The sequence below is a fragment of the Bacteriovorax sp. As-1 genome (assembly GCF_058446905.1).
In genome coordinates this window covers 590,475-611,660 of sequence record NZ_CP184341.1, presented here as the reverse complement: position 1 = coordinate 611,660, position 21,186 = coordinate 590,475, and the positions used below count along the sequence as shown (strand labels likewise).

20 protein-coding genes and 1 riboswitch are annotated in these 21,186 nt (G+C 41.3%); of the genes, 15 read left to right on the top strand and 5 right to left on the bottom strand.

The window, feature by feature from the left end; translation table 11 throughout:
• The first annotated feature begins 109 nt into the window (after positions 1-109).
• From ACN20O_RS03125 to ACN20O_RS03105, 5 genes are all read left to right on the top strand, one after another.
• Positions 110-724, top strand: coding sequence for a hemerythrin domain-containing protein (locus ACN20O_RS03125; RefSeq protein WP_491637125.1), 615 nt, complete (start codon positions 110-112; stop codon positions 722-724).
• A 29-nt stretch (positions 725-753) separates the two neighbouring features.
• Positions 754-1,101, top strand: a complete 348-nt coding sequence (locus ACN20O_RS03120; protein ID WP_491637123.1) for a hypothetical protein — start codon at positions 754-756, stop codon at positions 1,099-1,101.
• Between the two features lie 99 nt (positions 1,102-1,200).
• On the top strand, positions 1,201-1,986 hold the full coding sequence (locus ACN20O_RS03115) for a murein L,D-transpeptidase catalytic domain-containing protein (RefSeq protein ID WP_491637121.1): 786 nt from the start codon (positions 1,201-1,203) through the stop codon (positions 1,984-1,986).
• 68 nt (positions 1,987-2,054) lie between these two features.
• Complete coding sequence (locus tag ACN20O_RS03110) at positions 2,055-2,606, top strand: DUF3617 domain-containing protein (protein WP_491637119.1); 552 nt, start codon at positions 2,055-2,057, stop codon at positions 2,604-2,606.
• Between the two features lie 19 nt (positions 2,607-2,625).
• Positions 2,626-6,306, top strand: a complete 3,681-nt coding sequence (locus ACN20O_RS03105; RefSeq protein ID WP_491637117.1) for an ABC transporter transmembrane domain-containing protein — start codon at positions 2,626-2,628, stop codon at positions 6,304-6,306.
• Here the strand turns inward: ACN20O_RS03105 and ACN20O_RS03100 are convergent, their stop codons facing one another.
• Both ACN20O_RS03100 and ACN20O_RS03095 read right to left on the bottom strand, forming a co-directional pair.
• Positions 6,307-8,331: an ATP-binding protein gene (locus ACN20O_RS03100; protein WP_491637115.1), complete on the bottom strand. Its 2,025-nt coding sequence runs from the start codon at positions 8,329-8,331 to the stop codon at positions 6,307-6,309.
• On the bottom strand, positions 8,331-8,777 hold the full coding sequence (locus tag ACN20O_RS03095; protein ID WP_491637113.1) for a hypothetical protein: 447 nt from the start codon (positions 8,775-8,777) through the stop codon (positions 8,331-8,333). The genes ACN20O_RS03100 and ACN20O_RS03095 overlap by 1 nt, the downstream gene beginning before the upstream one ends.
• A gap of 221 nt (positions 8,778-8,998) precedes the next feature.
• On the opposite strand from ACN20O_RS03095, the gene ACN20O_RS03090 reads away from it, so the two are divergent.
• The 6 genes from ACN20O_RS03090 to sugE all read left to right on the top strand — a co-directional run bounded on the left by ACN20O_RS03090 (position 8,999) and on the right by sugE (position 12,564).
• A complete protein-coding gene (locus ACN20O_RS03090) occupies positions 8,999-9,448 on the top strand; it encodes a CBS domain-containing protein (RefSeq protein ID WP_491637111.1) in 450 nt (149 codons plus the stop codon).
• A 77-nt stretch (positions 9,449-9,525) separates the two neighbouring features.
• Positions 9,526-9,711 (top strand): PepSY domain-containing protein, encoded by a 186-nt coding sequence (locus ACN20O_RS03085; RefSeq protein ID WP_491637109.1) that lies wholly within the window; start codon positions 9,526-9,528, stop codon positions 9,709-9,711.
• Between the two features lie 35 nt (positions 9,712-9,746).
• A complete protein-coding gene (locus ACN20O_RS03080; RefSeq protein ID WP_491637107.1) occupies positions 9,747-10,772 on the top strand; it encodes a PepSY-associated TM helix domain-containing protein in 1,026 nt (341 codons plus the stop codon).
• Between the two features lie 91 nt (positions 10,773-10,863).
• Entirely contained in the window at positions 10,864-11,136 is a 273-nt protein-coding gene (locus ACN20O_RS03075; RefSeq protein ID WP_102244423.1) for a metal/formaldehyde-sensitive transcriptional repressor, read from the top strand.
• A 5-nt stretch (positions 11,137-11,141) separates the two neighbouring features.
• Positions 11,142-12,137, top strand: coding sequence for a cation diffusion facilitator family transporter (locus ACN20O_RS03070; protein WP_491637105.1), 996 nt, complete (start codon positions 11,142-11,144; stop codon positions 12,135-12,137).
• A gap of 5 nt (positions 12,138-12,142) precedes the next feature.
• Positions 12,143-12,205: riboswitch (guanidine-III (ykkC-III) riboswitch) on the top strand.
• Positions 12,206-12,243: 38 nt separating this feature from the next.
• Positions 12,244-12,564 carry a quaternary ammonium compound efflux SMR transporter SugE gene (gene sugE, locus ACN20O_RS03065; protein ID WP_491639254.1) on the top strand — a complete coding sequence of 107 codons (321 nt, stop codon included), beginning with the start codon at positions 12,244-12,246 and terminating at the stop codon, positions 12,562-12,564.
• 127 nt (positions 12,565-12,691) lie between these two features.
• Here the strand turns inward: sugE and ACN20O_RS03060 are convergent, their stop codons facing one another.
• Complete coding sequence (locus ACN20O_RS03060) at positions 12,692-13,954, bottom strand: Hsp70 family protein (RefSeq protein ID WP_491637103.1); 1,263 nt, start codon at positions 13,952-13,954, stop codon at positions 12,692-12,694.
• A gap of 139 nt (positions 13,955-14,093) precedes the next feature.
• Between ACN20O_RS03060 and ACN20O_RS03055 the strand changes: the two genes are divergently transcribed.
• On the top strand, positions 14,094-15,770 hold the full coding sequence (locus ACN20O_RS03055; protein WP_491637101.1) for an NAD-dependent malic enzyme: 1,677 nt from the start codon (positions 14,094-14,096) through the stop codon (positions 15,768-15,770).
• On the opposite strand, the gene ACN20O_RS03050 is transcribed toward ACN20O_RS03055, so the two are convergent.
• A complete protein-coding gene (locus ACN20O_RS03050) occupies positions 15,759-16,469 on the bottom strand; it encodes an alpha/beta fold hydrolase (protein WP_491637099.1) in 711 nt (236 codons plus the stop codon). The two genes, ACN20O_RS03055 and ACN20O_RS03050, sit on opposite strands and share 12 nt — an antisense overlap.
• 3 nt (positions 16,470-16,472) lie before the next feature.
• On the opposite strand from ACN20O_RS03050, the gene ACN20O_RS03045 reads away from it, so the two are divergent.
• Positions 16,473-17,444: a S66 peptidase family protein gene (locus tag ACN20O_RS03045; RefSeq protein WP_491637097.1), complete on the top strand. Its 972-nt coding sequence runs from the start codon at positions 16,473-16,475 to the stop codon at positions 17,442-17,444.
• A 1-nt stretch (position 17,445) separates the two neighbouring features.
• Here ACN20O_RS03045 and ACN20O_RS03040 read toward each other — a convergent pair whose 3' ends face one another.
• Complete coding sequence (locus ACN20O_RS03040) at positions 17,446-18,894, bottom strand: hypothetical protein (protein ID WP_491637095.1); 1,449 nt, start codon at positions 18,892-18,894, stop codon at positions 17,446-17,448.
• A gap of 224 nt (positions 18,895-19,118) precedes the next feature.
• On the opposite strand from ACN20O_RS03040, the gene ACN20O_RS03035 reads away from it, so the two are divergent.
• A complete protein-coding gene (locus ACN20O_RS03035; protein ID WP_491637093.1) occupies positions 19,119-20,327 on the top strand; it encodes an MFS transporter in 1,209 nt (402 codons plus the stop codon).
• Between the two features lie 277 nt (positions 20,328-20,604).
• A complete protein-coding gene (locus ACN20O_RS03030) occupies positions 20,605-21,180 on the top strand; it encodes an SCO family protein (RefSeq protein WP_491637091.1) in 576 nt (191 codons plus the stop codon).
• Positions 21,181-21,186: the final 6 nt, after the last annotated feature.

The window sequence follows — 21,186 nt, the reverse complement described above, 5'->3', positions numbered from 1 at the left end:
AAAGTTGACCAATTGAGAGGCTGAGAATGAACTTTTCAGTTACTTGGCGCACGTCTTTTTTGGCCTTGATTTTGCGAGGTAAAAAGAGACGTTCAACCTGGAGGGACCAATGACATTTAACATGGATGAAGTTGTTCAAAACAACAAGTTTAACATTATTGATGTTTTGCTTTTAGATCATAAATACTTAAAAGAGTGTATTAAAGTTCTTAAGAGTGAAGATGAAGATAAAAAACTCAAAGTGAGATATGCTAAAACATTCCTCGATGCTCTTCATAAACATTCAGAGGCCGAAAAGAAAGTTGTTTATGCTCCTTTATTGAAAGTAGCGGATTTAAGAAAACTTATTCTTGAAGGAGAGATCGAACACGGGATTGTCGATGCTAAAGTCAAAATGCTCACTCCGAAAATAACCGGGCTAAGAACTCTTAGTGATGAGCTGGAAATTGAGATGAAAGTTCTCGCAGAATTAGTCGAGCATCACTTAAAAGAAGAGGAGTCTGATATTATTCCAAAAATGCGCAAGGACCTGGATAAAACGATTCTCAATGAAATGGGATTCCAGTTTATGAAACTGAGAAGTTTTACAACTAAGGATCTTCGCCAATACCCAAAACTACAAAAAGAAGTGGTCGGTCTTAAAAAATTAGGCCAACGAGTTTCGTCGCATTTTATCGCTAAAGTTCAAAAACATACGACGAACAGGGCGCTTCGCTCCCGCTAGTTGAGGCAAGCAGTTGCCGGGGGGTTATTATGAAACGGTATATTTTTTTGATGCTGGCCTTTTTCCTGAGTTTTACTCAAGCTTTTGCCATTGGGATTTCTGCCCCTTCTATTAGTGCTTCTCCCGCTTCACTTGCCAGTGTAGAGCAGGCACCGACGAAAAAAGAACTCAAAGAATTGGGGAGTATTAAAGAATCCGAGATCAAAGCTCAGCAACCAGACAGCAAGGTTTTACTAAAAAAAACGGCGAAAAATAAGGTGCTTACGACTGCTAGCTGCCGTAGCTATGAAAATAAGGTCTATGACCTGGGGAAGGCCGGCTACAATGACTGCGTAGAAAAGATCAAATCCCCTAAACAAGCTAGAACTACAAAATAAGAAGTGGTATATCCGTCTTCCATTGTCGGTCTTGGGTAAAGTTATCCAAGTCCAGCAATGGAAGACTCTATCGGGTAAACTGATAGAACGAGGTATATCATGAAGTTAATGACAAAAACATTTTTGGCCCTGGCCCTTGTATCAACTACACTTTCAGCGCGTGCTGATTATCTTTCATGGAAAGAAATCGAAAAACGTTTTAAAGCAGAAGGACTCAACACGAAGGCCCTAAGTCATGTTCAGTGTTTTTTTGAAAAACATGAGAATACAGTTTTTAAAAGAAAGTTGTCATTTAATGAAGCCGATAACCGTTGTGGACAAGATTCACAAATCACTCTGGATAAAAAACGCGTTTTTGCTTTAATTGATTACACTGCTCCAAGTGATGAAAGAAGAATGTTTTTAGTTGATAGACTTACAGGTGGGATTTCAATGATGGCCGTGGCCCATGGACGTTATAAAGCTCATATGCTCAATACCCACTTATCAGAAAATAAAAACTCAATTAAACATGCCCGCTACTTCAGCAATGAATTAGGCTCAAATGCTCCTTCAAGTGGTTTTTATGTTTCAGGAGTAGAGTACGAAGGAAAGTTTGGCAGAAGCATGGTTCTGCATGGACTGGAAGATGGAATCAACGACAATGCTTGTGAAAGGGCCGTTGTTGTTCACAAACACTTAATGGTTACGCGTGGAAGTGCACACGCTCTTTCAAGCGGCTGCCCGATGATTAGCCGCGATTACATTGATCATGTCATTAATCTTTTAGAAGGCCACTATGATCCTGCGACCAACGAGGTGACTAACGGGTCGGTTGTTTTTATCTACGGACCTCGCGAAGCAAAGTGGGCCTCTTCAACTTGTGAAGGAAATTTTAGTCTCTAATTTCGATTGCCAAGCTAACAATAATGTTCGTTAATAGACTTGCAATATTTGTTTAGTGAGGGAGTCACATGAAATTAAAATCACTTTTCGTTTTTCTTGCCACTTCAAGTCTTATTTCTTCTGTTTCAGCGATGGAGAGTATGAAGCCTGGACTATGGGAGCATAGCTTCACAATTAAAAGTCAAAGCGGACAAGTTGAAAAAGGTCTCGCTGATATGAAAAAAAGCATGGCCAAGATGCCTCCTGAGCAGCGAAAAATGATGGAAGAAATGATGGCCAAGCAGGGAATGGGTGTAAGCGATAAGGGAACAAGTGTAAAAGTTTGTATCTCTAAAGAGCAGGCCGAAAAGCTTGATATTCCACAAAGTCAGGACTCAAATTGTAAACAAGAGATCCTAAGCCGCACTTCAAAAAATATTAAAATGAAATTTACATGTACGGGAAATCCATCAAGTACGGGAGAGGGTGAATTCACTTTAATTAACCCTGGGGCCTACGTTGGGAAGGCCGTAGTCAACACTGATTCAAATGGGAAGAAAGACCGTTTAGATATGGACCAAAAAGGAAAGTGGCTGGCCGCAGATTGTGGTGCAATTCAGCCGATTAAAACTCAAAAATAATCATCAAAGAGGCCAGTCTATGGTAGGTTTAACCACCATGCTGGCCGCTCTAAAAAACTTTTTCTTTTTTAATGTCTCTCCACTCGTCAAAAAAGGACGAAAGAAAATTCTTACGTTCGAAGACTTACTTCCTTTACCGGAAGAACTTAAACTCAACCGCAATCTGGAAGTGGCGCCAGTTGATTTAAGTTCTCAGAGAAAATTTATCTCTTCACTTGTTGTTGAACAAAAGAAATTAGTCACAAGAGCGTGGAGCTTTTATGTGATCGGGACTCTATCAAGTTTATCCAGCCCGTTTTTTGTTAATCAATTTATCACTCGTCTGACTCGTCTTTCTGAAGGAAGTGCTGCGTATTGGGAAGTTCTTCCAATTGCAGTGTGTATCGGTTTAATTGGCGTGATGATGGGGATTGGATATCAACATAACTTCTACGCCACTTTAAGGGCCAATGTTCTTATCGTTGCCCGCTTAAACAGGTTAATTTTTGAGAAGGCTCTTAAGCTTTCACAAAAGGCCCGCCAGAACGTCAATGTTGGTGATGTGGTCAATCACATGAGCTCGGATACTGAAGCACTGGCCGAGGTCCCGATGCTTCTTGGTGACTTGGGATGGGCGACACTGCTTTTAGTGGGTAGTGTTTCGATGCTTTTTTATTATCTCGGATGGACAGCTCTTATTGCAGTGGCCATTCTGGCGATTCTTACGCCGGTCACAAGGAAGATCGCCAAAAGATTCATCCATCTTGAAGATGAAATGATGAAAAAAAGAGATCACCGCGTGACTTTGATGGGACAAATCCTTCAGTCAATGCGACTGGTGAAGTATTACGTTTGGGAAGAAGAGATTTCCAATCAAGTTTCACAAGTCAGAGAAGAAGAAGTGAAAGCGAGAAGAAGCCTGGCCAGAGTGGAAATGCTTTCAGGTTTAAGTTTTGTAGCGATTTCAACTCTGGTTTTATTTGTCGCTCTTTGTGTGCACGTCCTAAGAGGAGAAGCTTTAACACCGGCACTGGTTTTAACTTGTGTTTCGCTTTTTGGGTTATTACAGGAACCGATCGGACATTTACCGGGAGTGCTTTCACGTTTAATTAACGCCTGGGTTTCGGCCAAGAGGATTATTGGATTTTTAAATTCAGAATCAGTTGATGACCATGTTCTTTCAACAAATGATCAGCCTATTATTTTTGATCATGTGTCTTATCAAAGTGAAAAAGGCAATTTTGCTTTTAAGGATTTGTCGTTTTCAATTGATCAAGGGGAAACCGTCGCGATTGTTGGGGAAGTTGGTTCTGGGAAGACGACGCTTCTACAATTGATTCTTCAGGAAATTAAACCGCAATCGGGCGCAGTTTCTATTGGCCGCTCGTCTCTTGGTTATGTCAGCCAGGAAAGTTATATCATGAACGCGACTGTCTTAGAAAACCTGAAAATGGGGAAAGATGTCAGTGAAGCGAGAGTGAAGGAAGCTCTTTATGTGACGTCGATGGAAAGAGATATTAAAAATCTTCCCGGCGGCCTTTTAACAGAGATTGGTGAAAAAGGGGTAAACCTGAGCGGAGGGCAAAAACAGCGCGTGTCTTTAGGCCGCTGTGTGATCCAGGACCCGGATATTGTTTTACTAGATGACCCTCTGTCTGCCGTTGATGTGAACACGGAAAAGGCCCTGGTGAATAACCTGATTTTAGGCGAATGGAAAAAGAAGACCGTTATTATTGCAACTCACCGCTTAGAAGCTTTGGCGAAGTTTGACCGTATTCTTTTTTTAGAGAATGGAAAAGTTGCGGCCCTTGGAACATTGAATGAACTCTTAGAAAAGAGTGAATCGTTTAAGCATTTTTACTCACATCACCTGGAAGTGCATGCACTGGAAAAGGACTCAGAGCTGGCCGCTTCAATCAGTGGAGAAAGCGATAAGTCTGAAACGCGCTTAATGAGCGATGAAGACCGCGAGGAAGGAGCTGTTAAAGGGTCACTATACATTGATTACATCAAAGCTTTAGGTGGTGAAGGAAAACACCAAAAACTCATCATTGCGACTTTAGTTTTAGGAGTCCTGGCCATTTCAGTTATTCCTTTGTTTAACCAATGGTGGCTAAGTTGGTTTTCTGGACATCCGACTCAGATTACACCGATCCAAGGTGTAATGATTTATGGATTGATTGCACTAGTGAGTTTAATTGTTCAAATGAGCAATCAAATTTTCTGGCTTAAGCGTGGGATTAAGGCGGGAGTCGAGCTTCACGATAGAATGCTGGCCGCTATATTAAGAGCGCCGGTGCGCTTTTTTGATACGACTCCTGTTGGAAGATTGCTCCAGCGTTTTTCACGTGACTTGGAGTCAGTGGATATTCAATTGCAATGGAGTTTTGAAGCGGCCGTTCAGGCACTGTTTCAAATTGTGGTTTCACTAAGTTTGATTATTATTTCCGTACCTCTTATTTTAGTGGTGATTGTTCCCATTGGATTTGTGTACTGGAACCTGCAGATTCTCTACAGAGCTTCGGCCAGAGAAGCAAAACGCATGGATTCGATCGCTCGTTCACCTCGTTATGCTCATTTTAAAGAGACCTTAGGAGGACTTCCAGTTATTCGTGCCTATAAAAAAGAAGCGTGGTTTAGGGATCAGTTTTTCTCCCACCTGGAAAAAAGTCAGCAGGCCTTTGTTAATAACTTTTTACTTAACCGTTGGTTTTCGATTCGCATTCCGATGATCGGTGGGCTTATTTCAGGTTCAACGGCCTTGTGTTTGATCGTCAGTGTTTATAATGGATACTTAACAGCGGCGACGGCCGGGCTTGTCATTCTTTACTCAATGTCTTTTTGGGGGGCCTTAAACTGGGGAATTAGAATTCTCTCTGATCTTGAATCGCGCATGACTTCTATTGAGCGCATCAGATTTATGACGAGAATCCCGAGCGAAAAACGATTCGTTACTTCAGATCCTGTAGTCGTTGATGAAGCCTGGCCGAGTGAAGGGCGCATTCACTTTTCTAATGTTCATGCCCGCTATGATGAAAGTCTTCCTGAAGTGGTGAAGGGGCTAGATGTCAATATTCCCCCTGGAGCACAGGTAGGAATTGTAGGAAGGACAGGGGCCGGGAAGACGACACTTTTTCAAATGATCTATCGTTTTATTAATGTCCATAAAGGAAGAATTGAAATTGATGGAGTGGATATTGCCAGTATCGACCTGGGGACATTGAGATCAAGACTTGCCATTATTCCACAAGACCCGACACTTTTTATGGGGACTTTTAGAAGTAACCTGGACCCTTATTCGCGAAAGTCGGATGAAGAGATCTGGAAAGTTTTAAAAGACACCGGTTTAGAAGAATTAGTTAAAAGTTTTCCATTGGGACTTCTCTCAGCTGTCAGCGATGGGGGAGCGAACTTATCTCAAGGTCAAAGACAACTGTTTTGTCTGGCCCGTGCGCTTTTGTTAAATGCTAAAATCATTATGCTGGATGAAGCGACAGCAAGTGTAGATGTTGTCTCTGATGCTAAAATTCAGCGAGTCTTAAGAAGAGAGCTAAAAGGGAAAACTGTTTTAGTTATCGCTCACCGCTTGGGCACAGTTGCTGACCTGGACTACCTGATGGTTATGAATGACGGGCGTCTGGAATCGTTTAAAGCTCCCAATAGAGAGTTATTAGAGGAGAGTTCAGCTGAGCTTGGACTCGAAGAGGCCGTGGAAGTTTAATTATTTTTCAGGAAGCTCGACAGTGAATGTAGAGCCTTCGCCCAACACACTTTGAACGTAAATATTGCCGTGGTGAGCTTCCACAATCTGCTTACAGATATAGAGACCTAAACCAAGACCACCGATGTTTTGTTTGTCGCTTACACGCTCAAAGCGTTTAAAAATTCTTTCCTGGTTCTCAGGAGAGATTCCCGGACCTTGATCAGTGACTTGAATTTTAATCATGTCGTTTTCTTTTCCCATCTTCACTTGAATCGGTTTTTTCGGAGCATATTTCGAAGCATTGGTTAGAAGATTGATCAGAACCTGCTCAATACGAACCTTATCCCACAGACCTACGACATCCGTTTCAATTTTAACTTCAACCGGAGACTGGGCGTGTTTGAATTGGTGAGAGTACTGGGCCACAACATCTGTGATCATTTCTTTCATGCTGAAGTGTTCTTTATTCAAAGAAAGTTTCCCGGCAGAGATACGAGTGACATCGAGAAGATCGTCAATTAGCACTGAGAGTCTGGTGATCTGGCGGTCAGAGGTTTCAACCATTTTTATCAGGCGATCAGGAGTCAGATTAGAGACATTGTCATTATCAATTTGGCGTGCCACACCTTGGATTTGCATCTTTAGGGGAGTCAACGGAGTGCGCAGCTCATGTGAAGCAATTGATAAGAACTCATCTCGTACTTCAATGGCCTTTTTAGCGTCATCGTAAAGTTGTGAGCGGTGGATGGCCTGGGCACACTGGCGGGCCAGGGCAATCATAAAATCGCGTTCAAGTTGATCGAATTTTTTATTGATCGGGAAGCTAAAGCTTAAGGCCCCAAGAGTTTTGCCTTCGACGTTCAGGGGAATGTAGGCCACGGCGTATGATTTCTCAAAACGGTCCATAGGGTCAAGAGCAGAGTACTTATCAAGCATATCAGAGGTGATAAACTTGGGTTGACCAGTGCGGACAACTTCAGCAATCGGTAAGTCTGTTGAGACCGGGAATCTTTTCCATTTTTCAAAAATTTCATCAGGAAAACCAACAAGGCGTTTAAGTTCCAGGAAGTTTTTATCTTCACCTAGTAAGACGATGGAGCCTGTGTTGGCCTCCATGGCCTCAAAGGCCTGCTTAAAAACAACTTCAAAAACCTGATCGGGTGTTAGTGCCTCTGAGAAAGATTCAGTGATACTTTGCAGGCGAGTCGTGCGGTCAATGGCCAGGTTTAGCTGTTCCTGATTGGCCTGAAGGGAGGTGATCATGCGGTTAAAAGCATAAGTCACGCGGCCAATTTCATCGTTTTCTAAAATCGGGGCCTGGTAGGTGATATTTCCTAGACCAACTTTTTCGGTAGCATCAAGCAGGTTTAAAATCGACTTGGCCGCATTGCGGGCCATGGCCCATCCGATAGTGATGACAAATGTTAAGAAGAGAATGCAAAGACCAATGGCCACTAAAAGAGGGCGGTAACGGTTTTTGTAGATTGAAGAGAAGATTCCCTCGTTTTGTTTGTTGATGTGAATCTGTATTTTTCTTAAGATCTCTTTTGCATCCATCAGGTATTGACTTGTCATCAGGAGATCAGCATTAAGCTCTTCGATCTGATCCTGACTGGTAATTTTATGGATGTTTTTTAACTTTTGGAAAATCACTTCGTGACTGTGTTCCAATTCATCAAGAGACAAAATAGCGTCGTTTAAGTTTTTAGTTAACAGTTCGTCATCTTTGGATAAAAGGATGCTGTCGTAAAGCAGGCGCTTTGTGACTTTTAAATTTTCTTCAAACTTATAACGAAGTTCGCTGACATCCTTGCGCACGAAGATAACGTTCATATTCTGTTCGGTAGAGTTCAAGCTTTCAATCGCCTGAGTGTTTAGACTCAAAAGAGTGTTGGCCGTACTTAAAGTCTTGATGTCTTGCAATTGATGATAGTTAGAGACGTAAATGGCCAAAAAGCACAAGATGATAAAAAGCACGATCGAAAGCATAACCGTACGCAGGCGCTGAACAATAGAAGAGGTTTGATTAAAATTTTTTTCCATTATGTCCCCTCTTTAACCGTAATGATTTTTACGGTCTTTGGCAGAGGGAATTTTTTAGAAACATAACCAATCCCACCAGGAAAGCGTGAAACCATCTTAACCATCATTGAATCCGAAGTGATTTGAATAGGGGCAATGTGACCGGTATAGATTTTTTCTCCTATCCAATAAAGCTCAACTTCGCGGGATGTCTTTTTGATGTACTTATCTAAAAAAACCTTGCGGATTTTGTTGTCGTCACGGTGATCGAAAAAACGAACGGCATTGCCATTAGGCCAGGTGCGATCCTTTTTCATAAAATAATCTTGAAGCTCTTTTGTTGTCAGGGAATCGAGTGGATTCTTTTGGCTAACAATCAACACAACATTTTCAGCGCTGAAGGCTAAAGAACTGGAGAAGGCCAGGACCAAAATGAAAATCAAGGTTTTAAGGAATGGAAATTTCACAGATATATATATATCCCGAGGAGGCGTTCAAATCAATAAACAATGTACGACTCTCTCCATATGAAGCTCAGCATACTCAAGTGGAGCGTAGCTCAAGGGGCAAAAAGACGAAAGCAAAGGGGATTTTTGGTGAAAGAGGGCAAATTGACGCTTTATTTTTGCGGTCTTTGTCTTGCAGTTACCGCTGCAGTTTCTTTAACAATACCAATGGAGGTGATTTTATGATCGTAAAGGAATGCATGACTAAGGCAGTGGAGCTTGGAACACCAGAGATGACTTTACATGAAGCGGCCAAGAAAATGCGCGATGGAGATTTTGGAGTTTTGCCTATTCAAAAAAATGACCGTCTCGTCGGCATGTTGACGGATAGAGATATTGCCATCCGCTGTGTAGCAGAGGGGCGCGATTATAAAAATATCAACGTCGCTGAAGTGATGACGGAAAGAGTACTTTATTGCTTTGAAGATCAAACGTTAGATGAAGTGGCCAAGAATCTAGGAGAAAACCAGGTGAGAAGACTTCCAGTCGTTAACCGTGAAAAACGCTTAGTGGGAATTCTCTCTCTTTGTGATTTAGCACATGCTCACCTGAATCCTAAACAATTGGAGAGTACCGTCAATTCGATTACTACTCACGGTCACTCTTTGAGCAATAATGAATTTATGTACTAAGAGTCTTAGAGGCCATTTACAGTCTAGCAACATATTGTTGCATCGACTTAGGAAGGTGTTCGACTTAAATTCTGAGAATGAATTTACTTAATTGTTTAAAAAGGTTTCACGCCTTCCTTGGTTTTTTTATCGGGCCGTTTATTTTTATCGCAGCTTTGAGTGGAGCTCTTTATGCTTTTACTTTTGCCATGGAGAGCTGGGTTTACCGCGATATTCTAGCTGTTAAAAAAGGCCTTCAGGCAAAATCTCTTGCTGAACAGTAGGGGCCGCTCAGGCGAGAGTTCATGGCAAATCCCATTTGCTTTCAATCAGGCCCGCCGCTAAAGAAACGAGTTCAACGCGTGTTCTTTATACCGATTCAACTCTTCCTGCGGGCCAATACCGCACACTATTTATTGATCCCTACACGTTAGAAGTGAAAGCTGATTTGATTACCTATGGTTCAGGAGGAGCGATGCCTGCGCGTATGCAGGTCGATCTTTTTCACCGCGACCTTCTCCTGGGAAAAGTGGGAAGATGGTATAGTGAGCTGGCCGCTTCTTGGTTGTGGGTCACAGGGCTTTCGGGGCTTGCGCTTTTTTGCACCCGTAAAAAGCGTGAAGGAAACTCCTATCAGCGTCTAGTGAATAAGCATGTCTATTTGGGTTTTTTTTCATTGGTTGGTGTTTTTATGCTTTCAGTGACCGGACTGACATGGTCAGAGTTCGCGGGAGAGAATATTTCATGGCTGCGCACTCAGATGCAGTGGCAGACTCCATCGCTTGAGACAAAGTTGCATCATCGCCCTTTTAAAGTTTATGAACTCACGCAATTTGATAAAGCTCTTCTTTCAGCTCGTCAATCGGGAATCGATTCTTCACGCATCGAAATTAAACCTCCAAGAAAAGATAATGAAGGTTGGCAGGTTAATGAGATTGGAAGAAGTTTTCCAAGTGAAGTAGATGGTGTTTCGCTAGACCCAGAAACAATGGCGGCCATTGATAAAGTGGAGTTCAGCAAGTTTCCTCTCATGGCCAAACTGACAAGGTGGGGGATTGATGTACATATGGGGACACTTTTTGGTTTAGTTAATCAGATAATGGTCGGGTTTATGTCTCTGGGGATTTGCGCATTAGTCGTTACTGGTTACTGGATGTGGATAAAGCGCAGAGGCTGGCGATTTAGGTATTCGCTCTATTCAGAATTAAGAAAAATCTCTTCTGAGCAGGTTATTTATATTGGGTGCATTGCCCTTCCGATTGCTTTTTTCTTTCCATTGATTCTTATCAGCTTACTTATTTTTATTCCATTAGAGGAAATTTATTTTCGTTTAAAGCGTTCTTAATGTGCCAAGTGACTTGAGATTTCAAATCGTTATTAAATATTTCATACCTCCTATTGTAGTATACCCCCCTATACTATATACTAAAGGGACTATGGCACATACAATTAAAGAAAAAAGCAAAATAACCGCAAGAATCAACCGAATTAAAGGGCAGCTTGAAGCCGTCAGTAAGGCCATCGAAGCCGAGCAGGATTGTTATCAGGTCATGCAGTTGATCGCCTCATCGCGTGGGGCCTTAAATGGTCTTATGGCAGAGGTTATTGAATCTCATATTCGCGAACACATCGTTCATTCAGAAAGTAAAAAAGAAGCATCAGAGTCGGCCGAAGACCTTATTGATGTGATGAAAAGTTTTTTAAAGTAGGATATATGGAAAAACATTCTTGCAAAGGTCACGACCATCACCATCATCATGACCACGATCATGATCACCACCATGGACACTCTCATGGGGGAGGCTTAGGCCATCATCACCATCATCACGGGCCAAAAAATTACAATTTTGCTTTTGCCTTTGGTATCGGCCTCAATATTATTTTCGTTGTTGTTGAAGCAGCTTATGGCTACTTTTCTAATTCATTGGCCCTGATGGCAGACGCCGGACATAATTTAAGTGATGTCGCTGGCCTTATTCTGGCCTGGGGAGCAGTCTGGCTTACAACTAAAAAGCCCAATGGGCGTTATACTTATGGCTTTCGCAAGTCGACGATTCTCTCTGCGCTTTTTAATGCTCTCATTTTAATGGTTGCTGTTGGCTTTATTATCTGGGAAGCAATTGCCCGCTTAAATCATCCTGCGCCCATTCAATCTGGCACGGTGATTATTGTGGCCTTAGTAGGTATCGTGATTAACGGCTTAACCGCTCTGCTCTTTTTTAAAGATAAAGATCACGATATTAATTTAAAAGGGGCCTATTTACACATGGCCGCTGATGCTCTCATTTCTCTGGGAGTTGTCGTCTCTGGAGTGGTGATTTCGTATACATCTTGGGAATGGCTTGATCCCGTTGTGAGTATCGTGATTTCTTTAATTATTGTTTATGGCACATGGGATTTATTAAAGAGCTCAGTTCATCTATCAATGGATGCTGTTCCTTATGGTATTGATCAAGACGAAGTAAAAAAATATTTAGAGTCACTTCCCGATGTGAAAGATGTGCATGACTTACATATCTGGCCGATCAGTACAACTGAAAATGCCTTGAGTGCTCACTTGTCTCTTAGTGATTCTATTCTTCGCAATGAAAGAATTGAGACTATTTCAAAGGTCTTAAAAGAGCGATTTAAAATTGATCACCCGACTCTACAATTTGAGTTGTGGGATGAAAATTATCACTGTGCTTTTAAATCTCATGACGTATTATAGAAAAAGTGAGAAGATAAAATCCTAATCGGACGAGGTGCGCCGTACCCGACAAGTAAAGACGACGCTTTAAACTTTATTTTTAATGGAGGTTATTGTGTCGCAAACGATGTCGTGGGTTCTTTTAGTTATCGCTGGTCTTTTAGAAGTGGGTTGGGCCATTGGTCTAAAGTACACAGAAGGCTTCACTAAAGTCACTCCTAGTATTCTTACAGTTTCGGCCATGGTGGTGAGTATGCTGCTCTTAGGAAAAGCAACGAATGCATTACCTATTGGGACGGCCTATGGTGTGTGGGTCGGTATTGGAACAGTTGGGGCCTCTGTCCTGGGGATTTACCTATTTAAAGAGCCAGCTTCCGCCATGAAGATTTTCTTTCTGGTGACTTTAATTATCTCAATTATCGGTCTTAAATTTACTTCTGCGTCTTAAGAAATTTTTTGGGCCAAATAAAGAAATTGTCTTGTTCTGGTAAAAGATTTTTGCGCTCAAGCGATTTTAGTTTGATGAGGTCTTCGTAAAAGTCGACATCAAACTCTTTAGGTAAAAAAGAAAATTTTTAAGCTTTGATTTGGCGTTTAGCGTATTGGGCAAGACCATTCACAACAGATTGGTAGATATTGTATTCGATGAGTTTTTCTTCGCCGAAAACCTCCGCTAGTTTTTGTCTGATTAATTTTAATTGAGATGTCCCACCTGTTAAGCAGACTTGATTAACATCCTTTGGTGAAATGCCGGATTGAGTGAAAACTTCCATCATCGTTGATGTGATGTTTTCAACTGTTGAAGAAATGCTTTCTTCATATCCTTCTTTAGTGATTTTTTCAGAGATATCGATGCCAGGATAAGTGTATCTAAAAAGGACATCGCTCTGGCCTCCAAGTTTCACTTTTGTTTTTTCAATTTCATCAAAAACTGGAAACCCTAGTTGGCATTCAACCAGAGTGAAAAGCTGATTCATATGTTGCGTCCCATCCGAAGAAAGGGCGAATTTTTGAATATGCTGCAGGAATTCCCATGTGTCTCGTTCGCGTAGGTGAGTGATGTGAGCAGGAGAGCAGATTTTCGTTAGAAGCTGTCTAGGAAAAGTCAGGACGTTGTTTCCACCAGGGATTTTGTATTCAAAACGAGACCCAAAATGAGGAGCAATAAAATCCCTCATCATCATTCCATCGAGAGCATCTCCCGCTTTGAAGATACCACTTAGGCCCAGGATGTCGTCTTTAGAATAATTGCCGGTGTGAACTTTCATCAAGGTAAAATCAGATGTCCCTCCACCGAAGTCGGCAATCAGGATAATTTTTTCGTCACCGTTGGCAGAACTATAATCAAGACCGGCCGCAATTGGTTCCGGGCAAAAGAGAACTTCTTTAAAGCCTGCAATCTCTGCGGCCCTTTGCATTCTATCTTGTGCCAGTTGGTCTTCTGCTGGGTTGAGTGAGTAAAGAGCAGGACGACCTAAAACAATGCGCTCAACATTTTCGCCACACACTTTATTGGCGCGTCTTCTCATTTCACCCAAAAAGACTGCGACGATTTCAGATATGTTCATGGTCTTATTAAAAACAGTCGTGCCGCTATAATTACTTTCCGGAAGAAATTTTTTGACTGACCTGAAGAAGCGACCTTCACCATCGTTGTTTATGTATTCTTTGATGGCCTCTTTTCCAAAAAACCACTTGTTGTGCTCAGGTGTATAAAGCAGAGAGCGCAAAACGAGTGCTGAATCCTGTTCCAGAGGAATAGGTGTGATTTTCCCGTCAGATGAGACGTGTGATAAGAGTGAATTGGATGTTCCGAAATCGACAGCGTAATAAGACATTCTGGCAGTATAGCGCAAAAACAACTAATGTGCAAAAGCTCTTGATTTTTAAGGAATATTTTTTAGGGGCTATTGCTGGACGAGCGTCTTTTGGAGGAGTAAAATTCATCAGGAATTTAACTCCATTTTAGGACCTATTATGCATCATAAATCAGTTGCTATCCCATATACCGGAACCAATCTTCTGGAAATTTCTTTACTAAACAAAGGGAGTGCTTTTTCTGAAAGAGAAAGAGCTGAGCTTCATCTTCACGGTCTGGTTCCACCAACGGTTGAAACAATAGAGGAGCAAGCAGAGCGCGTGAGTGCTCAGTACTCATCACTAAAAGATGACCTGGAAAAACATATTTTTCTTCGTCACCTTCAAGATGTGAATGAAACATTATTTTATCATTTTGTTGTAAACAATGTTCGCGAGATGCTTCCTTTAATCTATACGCCAACAGTCGGAAAAGCTTGTCAGCACTTCTCAAATATCTACCGTGCTTCCAGAGGTCTTTTTATCTCTTACCCCAATCGCGAACGCATTGATGAAATCCTAAGTAACGTTACAAAAAGAAATGTCAAAGTTATCGTGGTGACAGATGGTGGACGCGTTTTAGGTTTAGGGGATCAAGGGCTAGGTGGAATGGGAATTTCCATCGGGAAACTTTCTCTCTATACGGCCTGTGCCGGAGTGAGCCCTGCTTACACACTTCCAGTTGCTCTTGATGTAGGGACAGACAATCAGCAACTCATCAACGACCCTCAGTACATGGGATGGAGACATTCTCGCGTGACAGGGAAGGACTACGAAGACTTTATCGACGCATTTGTTCAAGCAGTTAAAAGACGCTGGCCGGATGTTTTGTTACAGTTTGAAGATTTTGCTCAAACCAATGCTATGCCGATCCTGCAAAAATACCGCGATCAACTTTGCTGCTTCAATGATGACATTCAAGGAACAGCTGCAGTGACGCTTGGAAGTTTAATGGCCGCAGGTCGCAGTGTTGGAAAACGCTTAAGTGATCAGCGCATTGCTTTTTTAGGAGCTGGTGCTGCTGGATGTGGGATTGCTGAGAAGATTATCTCTCGCATGAAGCATGAAGGATTAAGTGACAGTGAAGCAAGATCTCGTGTGTTTATGATTGACCGCTTCGGGCTTCTTACAGACCAGATGCCAAACCTACTTGATTTTCAGGTGAATTTAGCTCAGAAGTCTGCAAATCTTCCATGGGCCAAAGATCACAAAGATATTTCTCTTTTTGAAACGGTTCAAAACGCAAAACCGACAGTGCTTATTGGCGTTTCTGGACAACCAGGACTTTTCACAGAAGAGATCATTAAAGAAATGTATGCTCACTGTAAAAATCCAATTGTGATGCCGCTTTCAAACCCGACATCAAGAGCGGAAGCTCTGCCGGTAGATATTATCCGCTGGACAGAAGGAAACGCACTAGTGGCAACAGGAAGTCCATTTGCACCGGTTGAGTACAATGGAAAAGTTTTTCCAATCGCTCAATGTAACAACTCTTATATCTTTCCAGGAATTGGCCTTGCCGTTATTGCTTCGGGCGCAAAGAGAGTGACAAACAATATGCTTATGGCCTCAAGTGAAGCACTTGCTGATGTTTCACCAATGGCACTAGGCCTTGGAGATGATCTACTTCCGCATATCGAAGATATTGAAAAAGTGTCTCGCGCAATTGCCTTTAAAGTTGGAAAAGTGGCACAGAAAGACGGTGTGGCGCCAGTGACATCAGATGCAGAACTCTTGGCCGCTATTGATGAAAGTTACTGGTATCCAGTTTATAGAGATTTCACTTTAAAGAAGTGATCTTAAAATCCCGTTAACCACCTCTGGTTTTTCCAGAGGCACAAAGTGGCCACATTCAGAAACAATATGAATGTCGGCCGCTGAATTGTGATCCTTAATTCTTAAGATACTTTCCTTTGAAACAATCTTGTCATCTTCACCGCCAATCGCGATAAAAGGTATTTTCAGACTTCCGATTTCTTTTGAAAGATCTCGTCTTTCTAAAGTCGCATCTAATTGGCCCAGATAAACCTGGGCTGCATCTTCGCCAGACATTGAATGAATGAGATTTCTGAGTTCTTGATTCTCATAGGCCTTGGGATGAAGAAATTCTTTTAATCTTCTGTCCGTGATTCCTTTAAACAGGCCTTTTTTGATAAACTCTTTCGCTTTGATCGACACTTCTTTTTCTTCTTTAGGATAACCTTCTGATGAAGAGGCGATAGAAATCACATGGGAGACGCGTTCAGGATAGGCGAGAGCAAACTCCTGAGCAATATGTCCTCCCATTGAAAAACCCACCAGGATAAAGCGTTTCGCTTGAACTGCTTTGACTGCATCTAACATTGCTTCTTGAGTGTTTTGTATGCGCAGGTTAACAACAGTGTTGTCGGTGAATTCCTGAGTCTGAAATTTCCAGACGCGTTCATCACAAAGAGTACCGGGAAGGAAAACAAAATGTGGCATAAGAACTTCAGGTTTGAGTTTGCTATTTTCCACAATATGTTAGTATTGATAGGAACATCTATCAAAGGTATTTTTATGGGACATTGGAAGTTCTTACAAGAAGGCGACATAATTGATGCAGTTTCTCCGGGCTATGCTTCAACACCAGAAGACATTGAAGGCTCAAGAGAATTTCTTTTGCGCTGGGGACTAACACCAAGAATACCTAAGAACCTTATTAAGCCTCACTTTCTGCATTCAAATGAAGATGAAGCGCGCTTTAGATTTCTTAAAGCAGCGATTGAAGCAGAAGATTCAAACACTATTTGGTGCCTTCGCGGAGGATATGGAAGCAATCGTTTGCTTCCAATGCTGGCCAAATTAACAAAACCAAAACAACCAAAATTAGTTATTGGGTTAAGTGACGTGACATCGCTCTTTGCTTTTTTTCAGCAAGAATGGAAATGGCCGGTGATGCATGCCCCGATTCTGGATCGCATGGGAAGAAATGTGACCCTTCCCCGTCATGAAAAAGAATTCCGCGATCTGCTTTTTGGGACAAAAAAAGAAATCACATTTAAAAAGTTAAAACCTTTAAACGACGCTGCTAAAGAAACAAAACAAATCAAATCTAAAATTGTCGGTGGAAACCTGACTGTTCTTCAGAGCACGATGGGGACACCTTGGCAGATAAAAGCAGACCGCTCGTTACTTTTTATTGAAGATATTGGAGAGCGTGGATACCGCATTGACCGCATGTTGGAGCAATTCAGACAAGGTGGAATTCTTAAAAAATGCGACGGTATTATACTGGGAGAGTTCCTTGAGGGAGCTGAGCCTAAAACAGGCGTGAACAATTTTAAACAAGTCTTTAACCGTTGGGCACAGGATTTAGAAATTCCTCTTTATTCAGGATTAGAAGCAGGACACGGAGCAATTCAAAGACCAATCCCGTTGGGGACGCCTTGCGAATTGTCTCAAACCGGCAATAGCTTTGAACTTGTTATTCAAAGTGGTGGGAAAAAGTAAGTTATCTGCCTTTAATGTAGATTTCACTCGTATTGCGAAGAAGTTCAGTATCACTGTACCATAATCTTTCTTCTTCATTTGCATACATCGTCTGTGAGTTTCTGATTTTAAATTCACAATGCTTAGTCTCTTCATTCCATCTTCTGCCTGTCACCAGGATAAGATGGTTCGTCTTAAGTCCTTTCCCCCAAATATTCTCTTTGTAGAGGAAGTTATCATTAACTGAAATCATCGCTGGGGATTGATTTAAATTTTCATTAAGTTTTGCCAGTGCCGTATTGAGGCTATAAGTAAAAGTATACCCCTGCATAACCCAATTCTGGTGCTGATTAGGAAGCTCAATACGCTTATCTTTACATGTGCTCTCTGCCAGGGCGATATAAAGATCATTTTTAGGATTTAGGGCCGCTAATGCTTCATCGATCTTGGCAAAAGGGAAGAGCTGTTTGTAACCAAAAGTTTCAAGCTTTTTTGTTAACTCATTTTTACTTAAACGACTGGCCTGGTACTCGCTTCCTAATTCTTTGATCCAATCAATAATATATCCCATAGCGACAGGTTGACCTTTTTCATCACGGGCCTCTGAGCGCAAACTCTCTTCAGAGCAAAGACTCATTGTGGATTGCTTTCTAAAAATTTGATCGGCATCCCCGCCCTGATAGACATACTCAACCGGTATAATATCTTCTTCTGTCAGTGGGCGACGGTTATAAAGGGCCGCTGTTCTGTTGTAGCTGTCTCTATCTTCCTGAATCCTTTTTGAACGATACTTTAAAACCAAATCGGCAGCAGAAACACTCTGGCCACTAGTGGCTTCAAGGAGGTCTGCGTATCCGAAGGCGTAACACCAGCTGGTGTCTGTCTGTCCTTTGCGAGGAGAGAAGGCGCTTGACCAGTCAGTCTCTTCCTTGCACAATTGGCGACTTGTTTCGATTTGTTTTTCTCTTTGCTCTTTATATTGAGAGACAAACTTTTCGATATAGGCCTTATCTGCTTTGGCCCAGGTTTCGTTTTTATTTTTTTTATAACGACGGGCCTGGATTTCTTCTAGTTTGTTTTTCATTTGCAGGTACTCGTTTTCATCGAGCAAACCAACACCTTTAGAGTAAACAAAGGATTTATAGAATGACCATTCTGATTCGTAGAGGGCCCTATTTTTCATCGCCGGGATATTTTTCTCCAGGTCGAGTTTGAATTCTTTTTGTAGATTATTGTCTTTGATAAATTTTTCGGCCTTTTCAATTTCATCGAGATTGTTATAAGAAAAAGAATTCTCCATTGCAGAAGTCACCATCGCTTTTGCTCTAGCTGTCGGTGATGGAGGTGTTTGAGGCTTCAGCGCTACCACGGACATGTTAACCGTCGCCACAGCATTGGTCGCATAGTCTCTTTCTCTTGCTTGTGTGCTCAAAACTGGAACAAGCAGGGTAAGCAGAAGTAGCTTTTTCATAAAAACCTCGAAACGAATTAAGACTTAGGACGTATAAAGCAATTGAGTGGCCAAAAACGCAAATGTATTTTCAGTGCTTTGGCCTTAAAAATCTGTCTAAACTTCAAACAGATGTAAAACTTTTAATATTTCCAAGGTATTGAAAATAAAGGTAAATTCTAATGTGTTTTGACGCTTAAACAGTGCGGATAACAAGAGATACTATGCCTTCGAAGGAATGATCTATGAACGATTCTAGTAGAAATAAACTGATGGCCATTTTTCTGATCGTCTTAATTGATGTTCTTGGGATGACTATTATGCTGCCACTTCTTCCTTTTTATTCGGAAAGATTTGGAGCAAGTCCTTTTGTTGTTGGGCTGCTTGTTTCATCCTATGCTATCTGCCAGTTTATTTCAGGACCGATCCTGGGTTATTTGAGCGATAAGTATGGCAGAAGACCTGTACTCATTTTTAGTCAGATTGGAACATTTATTGGATTTTTGATTCTCGCATTCTCTCAATCTCTAACCTGGATTTTTATCTCGCGAGTCATTGATGGTTTGACTGCTGGAAATATTTCAACAGCTCAAGCTTATATTGCCGATCACACCTCTCCAGCTGAAAGAACAAAGGCGATGGGGAAGATCAGCATTGCTTTTAGTTTTGGTTTTTTTATCGGGCCAGCGATCTCTGCTTTTTTAATGAATATCAGTATGCGCGCTCCAATTCTATTGGCGGCGGCATTGTCACTGACAAGTATTATCGCCAGTTATAAATTTTTAAAAGAAAATCCAAAAGAAGTGATCCTTGAAGAAAAGAAGATCATTAAGAGAAATAAGAATCCATTTTCATTTATCATGGATAACTTTAGTTACTTGAAGAATAAAAACCTTCAGAGTTTATTCCTGCAGATCTTTTTATTTTACCTGGCCTTCTCTGCGTATATGTCAGGTTTTGCTTTATTTGCTGAACGACAGTTGCATTGGAAGGGAAACATCTTAAATCCAGATCAGATTGGGTATGCCTTTACTTACTTTGGACTCATTGGAATTATCACTCAGCTTTTTGTGCTGGATTTTGCAACTAAGATTTGGAAGGACTTAAAGGTTATTGCAATCTGCTTTTTCCTATGTGTTCTTGGATATCTTCTTTTGTCACGTATTCACGCTGCCATTTTCCTGATATTCACCGGACTGCTCATCTCGATGGGAAGTGGTTTAATCAGACCGCTATTAATCAGTGAGATCTCGAAGAATGCGGGACCTGAAGAAAGAGGTAGAGTTATCGGAGTTAATCAGTCTCTCCAGTCGGTGGCCCAGGTTGTTGCGCCGATGTTTAGTACGTATTTAATTCAAAGGTCACTTCTAAGTATGTGGCCGATTGCTTCAGCTATTTTGAGTTTTTTAGGATTGGGGTTCACTCTTTTTCAAATAAAAAAGATTAAATCTTAAGTAAGAAAATTTTTACAATCCCAAAACAGCACCCATCATTGAATCATTCTACTAAAGGCATATGCCAGTAATAAAAACTTCCTCCCCATCGTCGTGTAGCTCCTGGAAAACTAAATGGCCGGAGGGGTTATATTTTTTTTCATAGGGAAACTGGACTTTTTGAAGAAGATTTATTGAGTTTTCATTGGACGCAGGCTAAGGTGCAACAAATAATGGCATTATCTAAGCTAATTACTTAGGAAATAATGCTGCAAGATAAGCAATTTTGGGATCAGTTATGAGTCGAGACAATTTGAAAAATATTATTCTTACGGTTTTACTCATGGTGGTTTTTATCTTCTCTTATCTCTACACAAAAAAAGACAGAAGCTATCATGCTTTCTCGCAGACTGTTCAAACTCCATCTGGAGAAAAACGCTTCTCTGATATAACTGGTGGGAAACCTTCTCTTTTATATTTTGGTTTCTTAAATTGCCCAGATGCCTGTCCGACAACTTTTAGTATGATGTCCAGAGTGTTTAAGGAATTGGAGCCCGGCGATTTAGATAAGTTTAATTTTATTTTTATCGATCTTGATCCGGAAAGAGATACGATGGAGAGACTGATTAGTTACTCTTCTTATTTTCATCCCAAGATTCTACCAGTTGTTGTTCCTTTGAAAGACTTAGATGCATTTACCAGGTTTTTTGGAATCGCTTTCATGAAAGTAAAGTTAGAATCGACAATGTCTTATACGATTGATCATTCTGTCGACGTAGTGGTGCTTTCAAAGGAAGGGAAATTTTTAGAACTTCTTCATCATGATGCACCTAAGACTGTTGTCCTTAATCGAATAAAAGATTTAATCAAATAGGAGACT

Excerpts from the sequence above, each read along its gene's own strand:
- ACN20O_RS03125 (WP_491637125.1), top strand. The coding sequence starts at position 110 with ATGACATTTAACATGGATGAAGTTGTTCAAAACAACAAGTTTAACATT.
- ACN20O_RS03120 (WP_491637123.1), top strand. The coding sequence starts at position 754 with ATGAAACGGTATATTTTTTTGATGCTGGCCTTTTTCCTGAGTTTTACT.
- ACN20O_RS03115 (WP_491637121.1), top strand. The coding sequence starts at position 1,201 with ATGAAGTTAATGACAAAAACATTTTTGGCCCTGGCCCTTGTATCAACT.
- ACN20O_RS03110 (WP_491637119.1), top strand. The coding sequence starts at position 2,055 with ATGAAATTAAAATCACTTTTCGTTTTTCTTGCCACTTCAAGTCTTATT.
- ACN20O_RS03105 (WP_491637117.1), top strand. The coding sequence starts at position 2,626 with ATGGTAGGTTTAACCACCATGCTGGCCGCTCTAAAAAACTTTTTCTTT.
- ACN20O_RS03100 (WP_491637115.1), bottom strand. The coding sequence starts at position 8,331 with ATGGAAAAAAATTTTAATCAAACCTCTTCTATTGTTCAGCGCCTGCGT.
- ACN20O_RS03090 (WP_491637111.1), top strand. The coding sequence starts at position 8,999 with ATGATCGTAAAGGAATGCATGACTAAGGCAGTGGAGCTTGGAACACCA.
- ACN20O_RS03085 (WP_491637109.1), top strand. The coding sequence starts at position 9,526 with ATGAATTTACTTAATTGTTTAAAAAGGTTTCACGCCTTCCTTGGTTTT.
- ACN20O_RS03075 (WP_102244423.1), top strand. The coding sequence starts at position 10,864 with ATGGCACATACAATTAAAGAAAAAAGCAAAATAACCGCAAGAATCAAC.
- ACN20O_RS03070 (WP_491637105.1), top strand. The coding sequence starts at position 11,142 with ATGGAAAAACATTCTTGCAAAGGTCACGACCATCACCATCATCATGAC.
- sugE (WP_491639254.1), top strand. The coding sequence starts at position 12,244 with ATGTCGTGGGTTCTTTTAGTTATCGCTGGTCTTTTAGAAGTGGGTTGG.
- ACN20O_RS03060 (WP_491637103.1), bottom strand. The coding sequence starts at position 13,954 with ATGTCTTATTACGCTGTCGATTTCGGAACATCCAATTCACTCTTATCA.
- ACN20O_RS03055 (WP_491637101.1), top strand. The coding sequence starts at position 14,094 with ATGCATCATAAATCAGTTGCTATCCCATATACCGGAACCAATCTTCTG.
- ACN20O_RS03045 (WP_491637097.1), top strand. The coding sequence starts at position 16,473 with ATGTTAGTATTGATAGGAACATCTATCAAAGGTATTTTTATGGGACAT.
- ACN20O_RS03040 (WP_491637095.1), bottom strand. The coding sequence starts at position 18,894 with ATGAAAAAGCTACTTCTGCTTACCCTGCTTGTTCCAGTTTTGAGCACA.
- ACN20O_RS03035 (WP_491637093.1), top strand. The coding sequence starts at position 19,119 with ATGAACGATTCTAGTAGAAATAAACTGATGGCCATTTTTCTGATCGTC.
- ACN20O_RS03030 (WP_491637091.1), top strand. The coding sequence starts at position 20,605 with ATGAGTCGAGACAATTTGAAAAATATTATTCTTACGGTTTTACTCATG.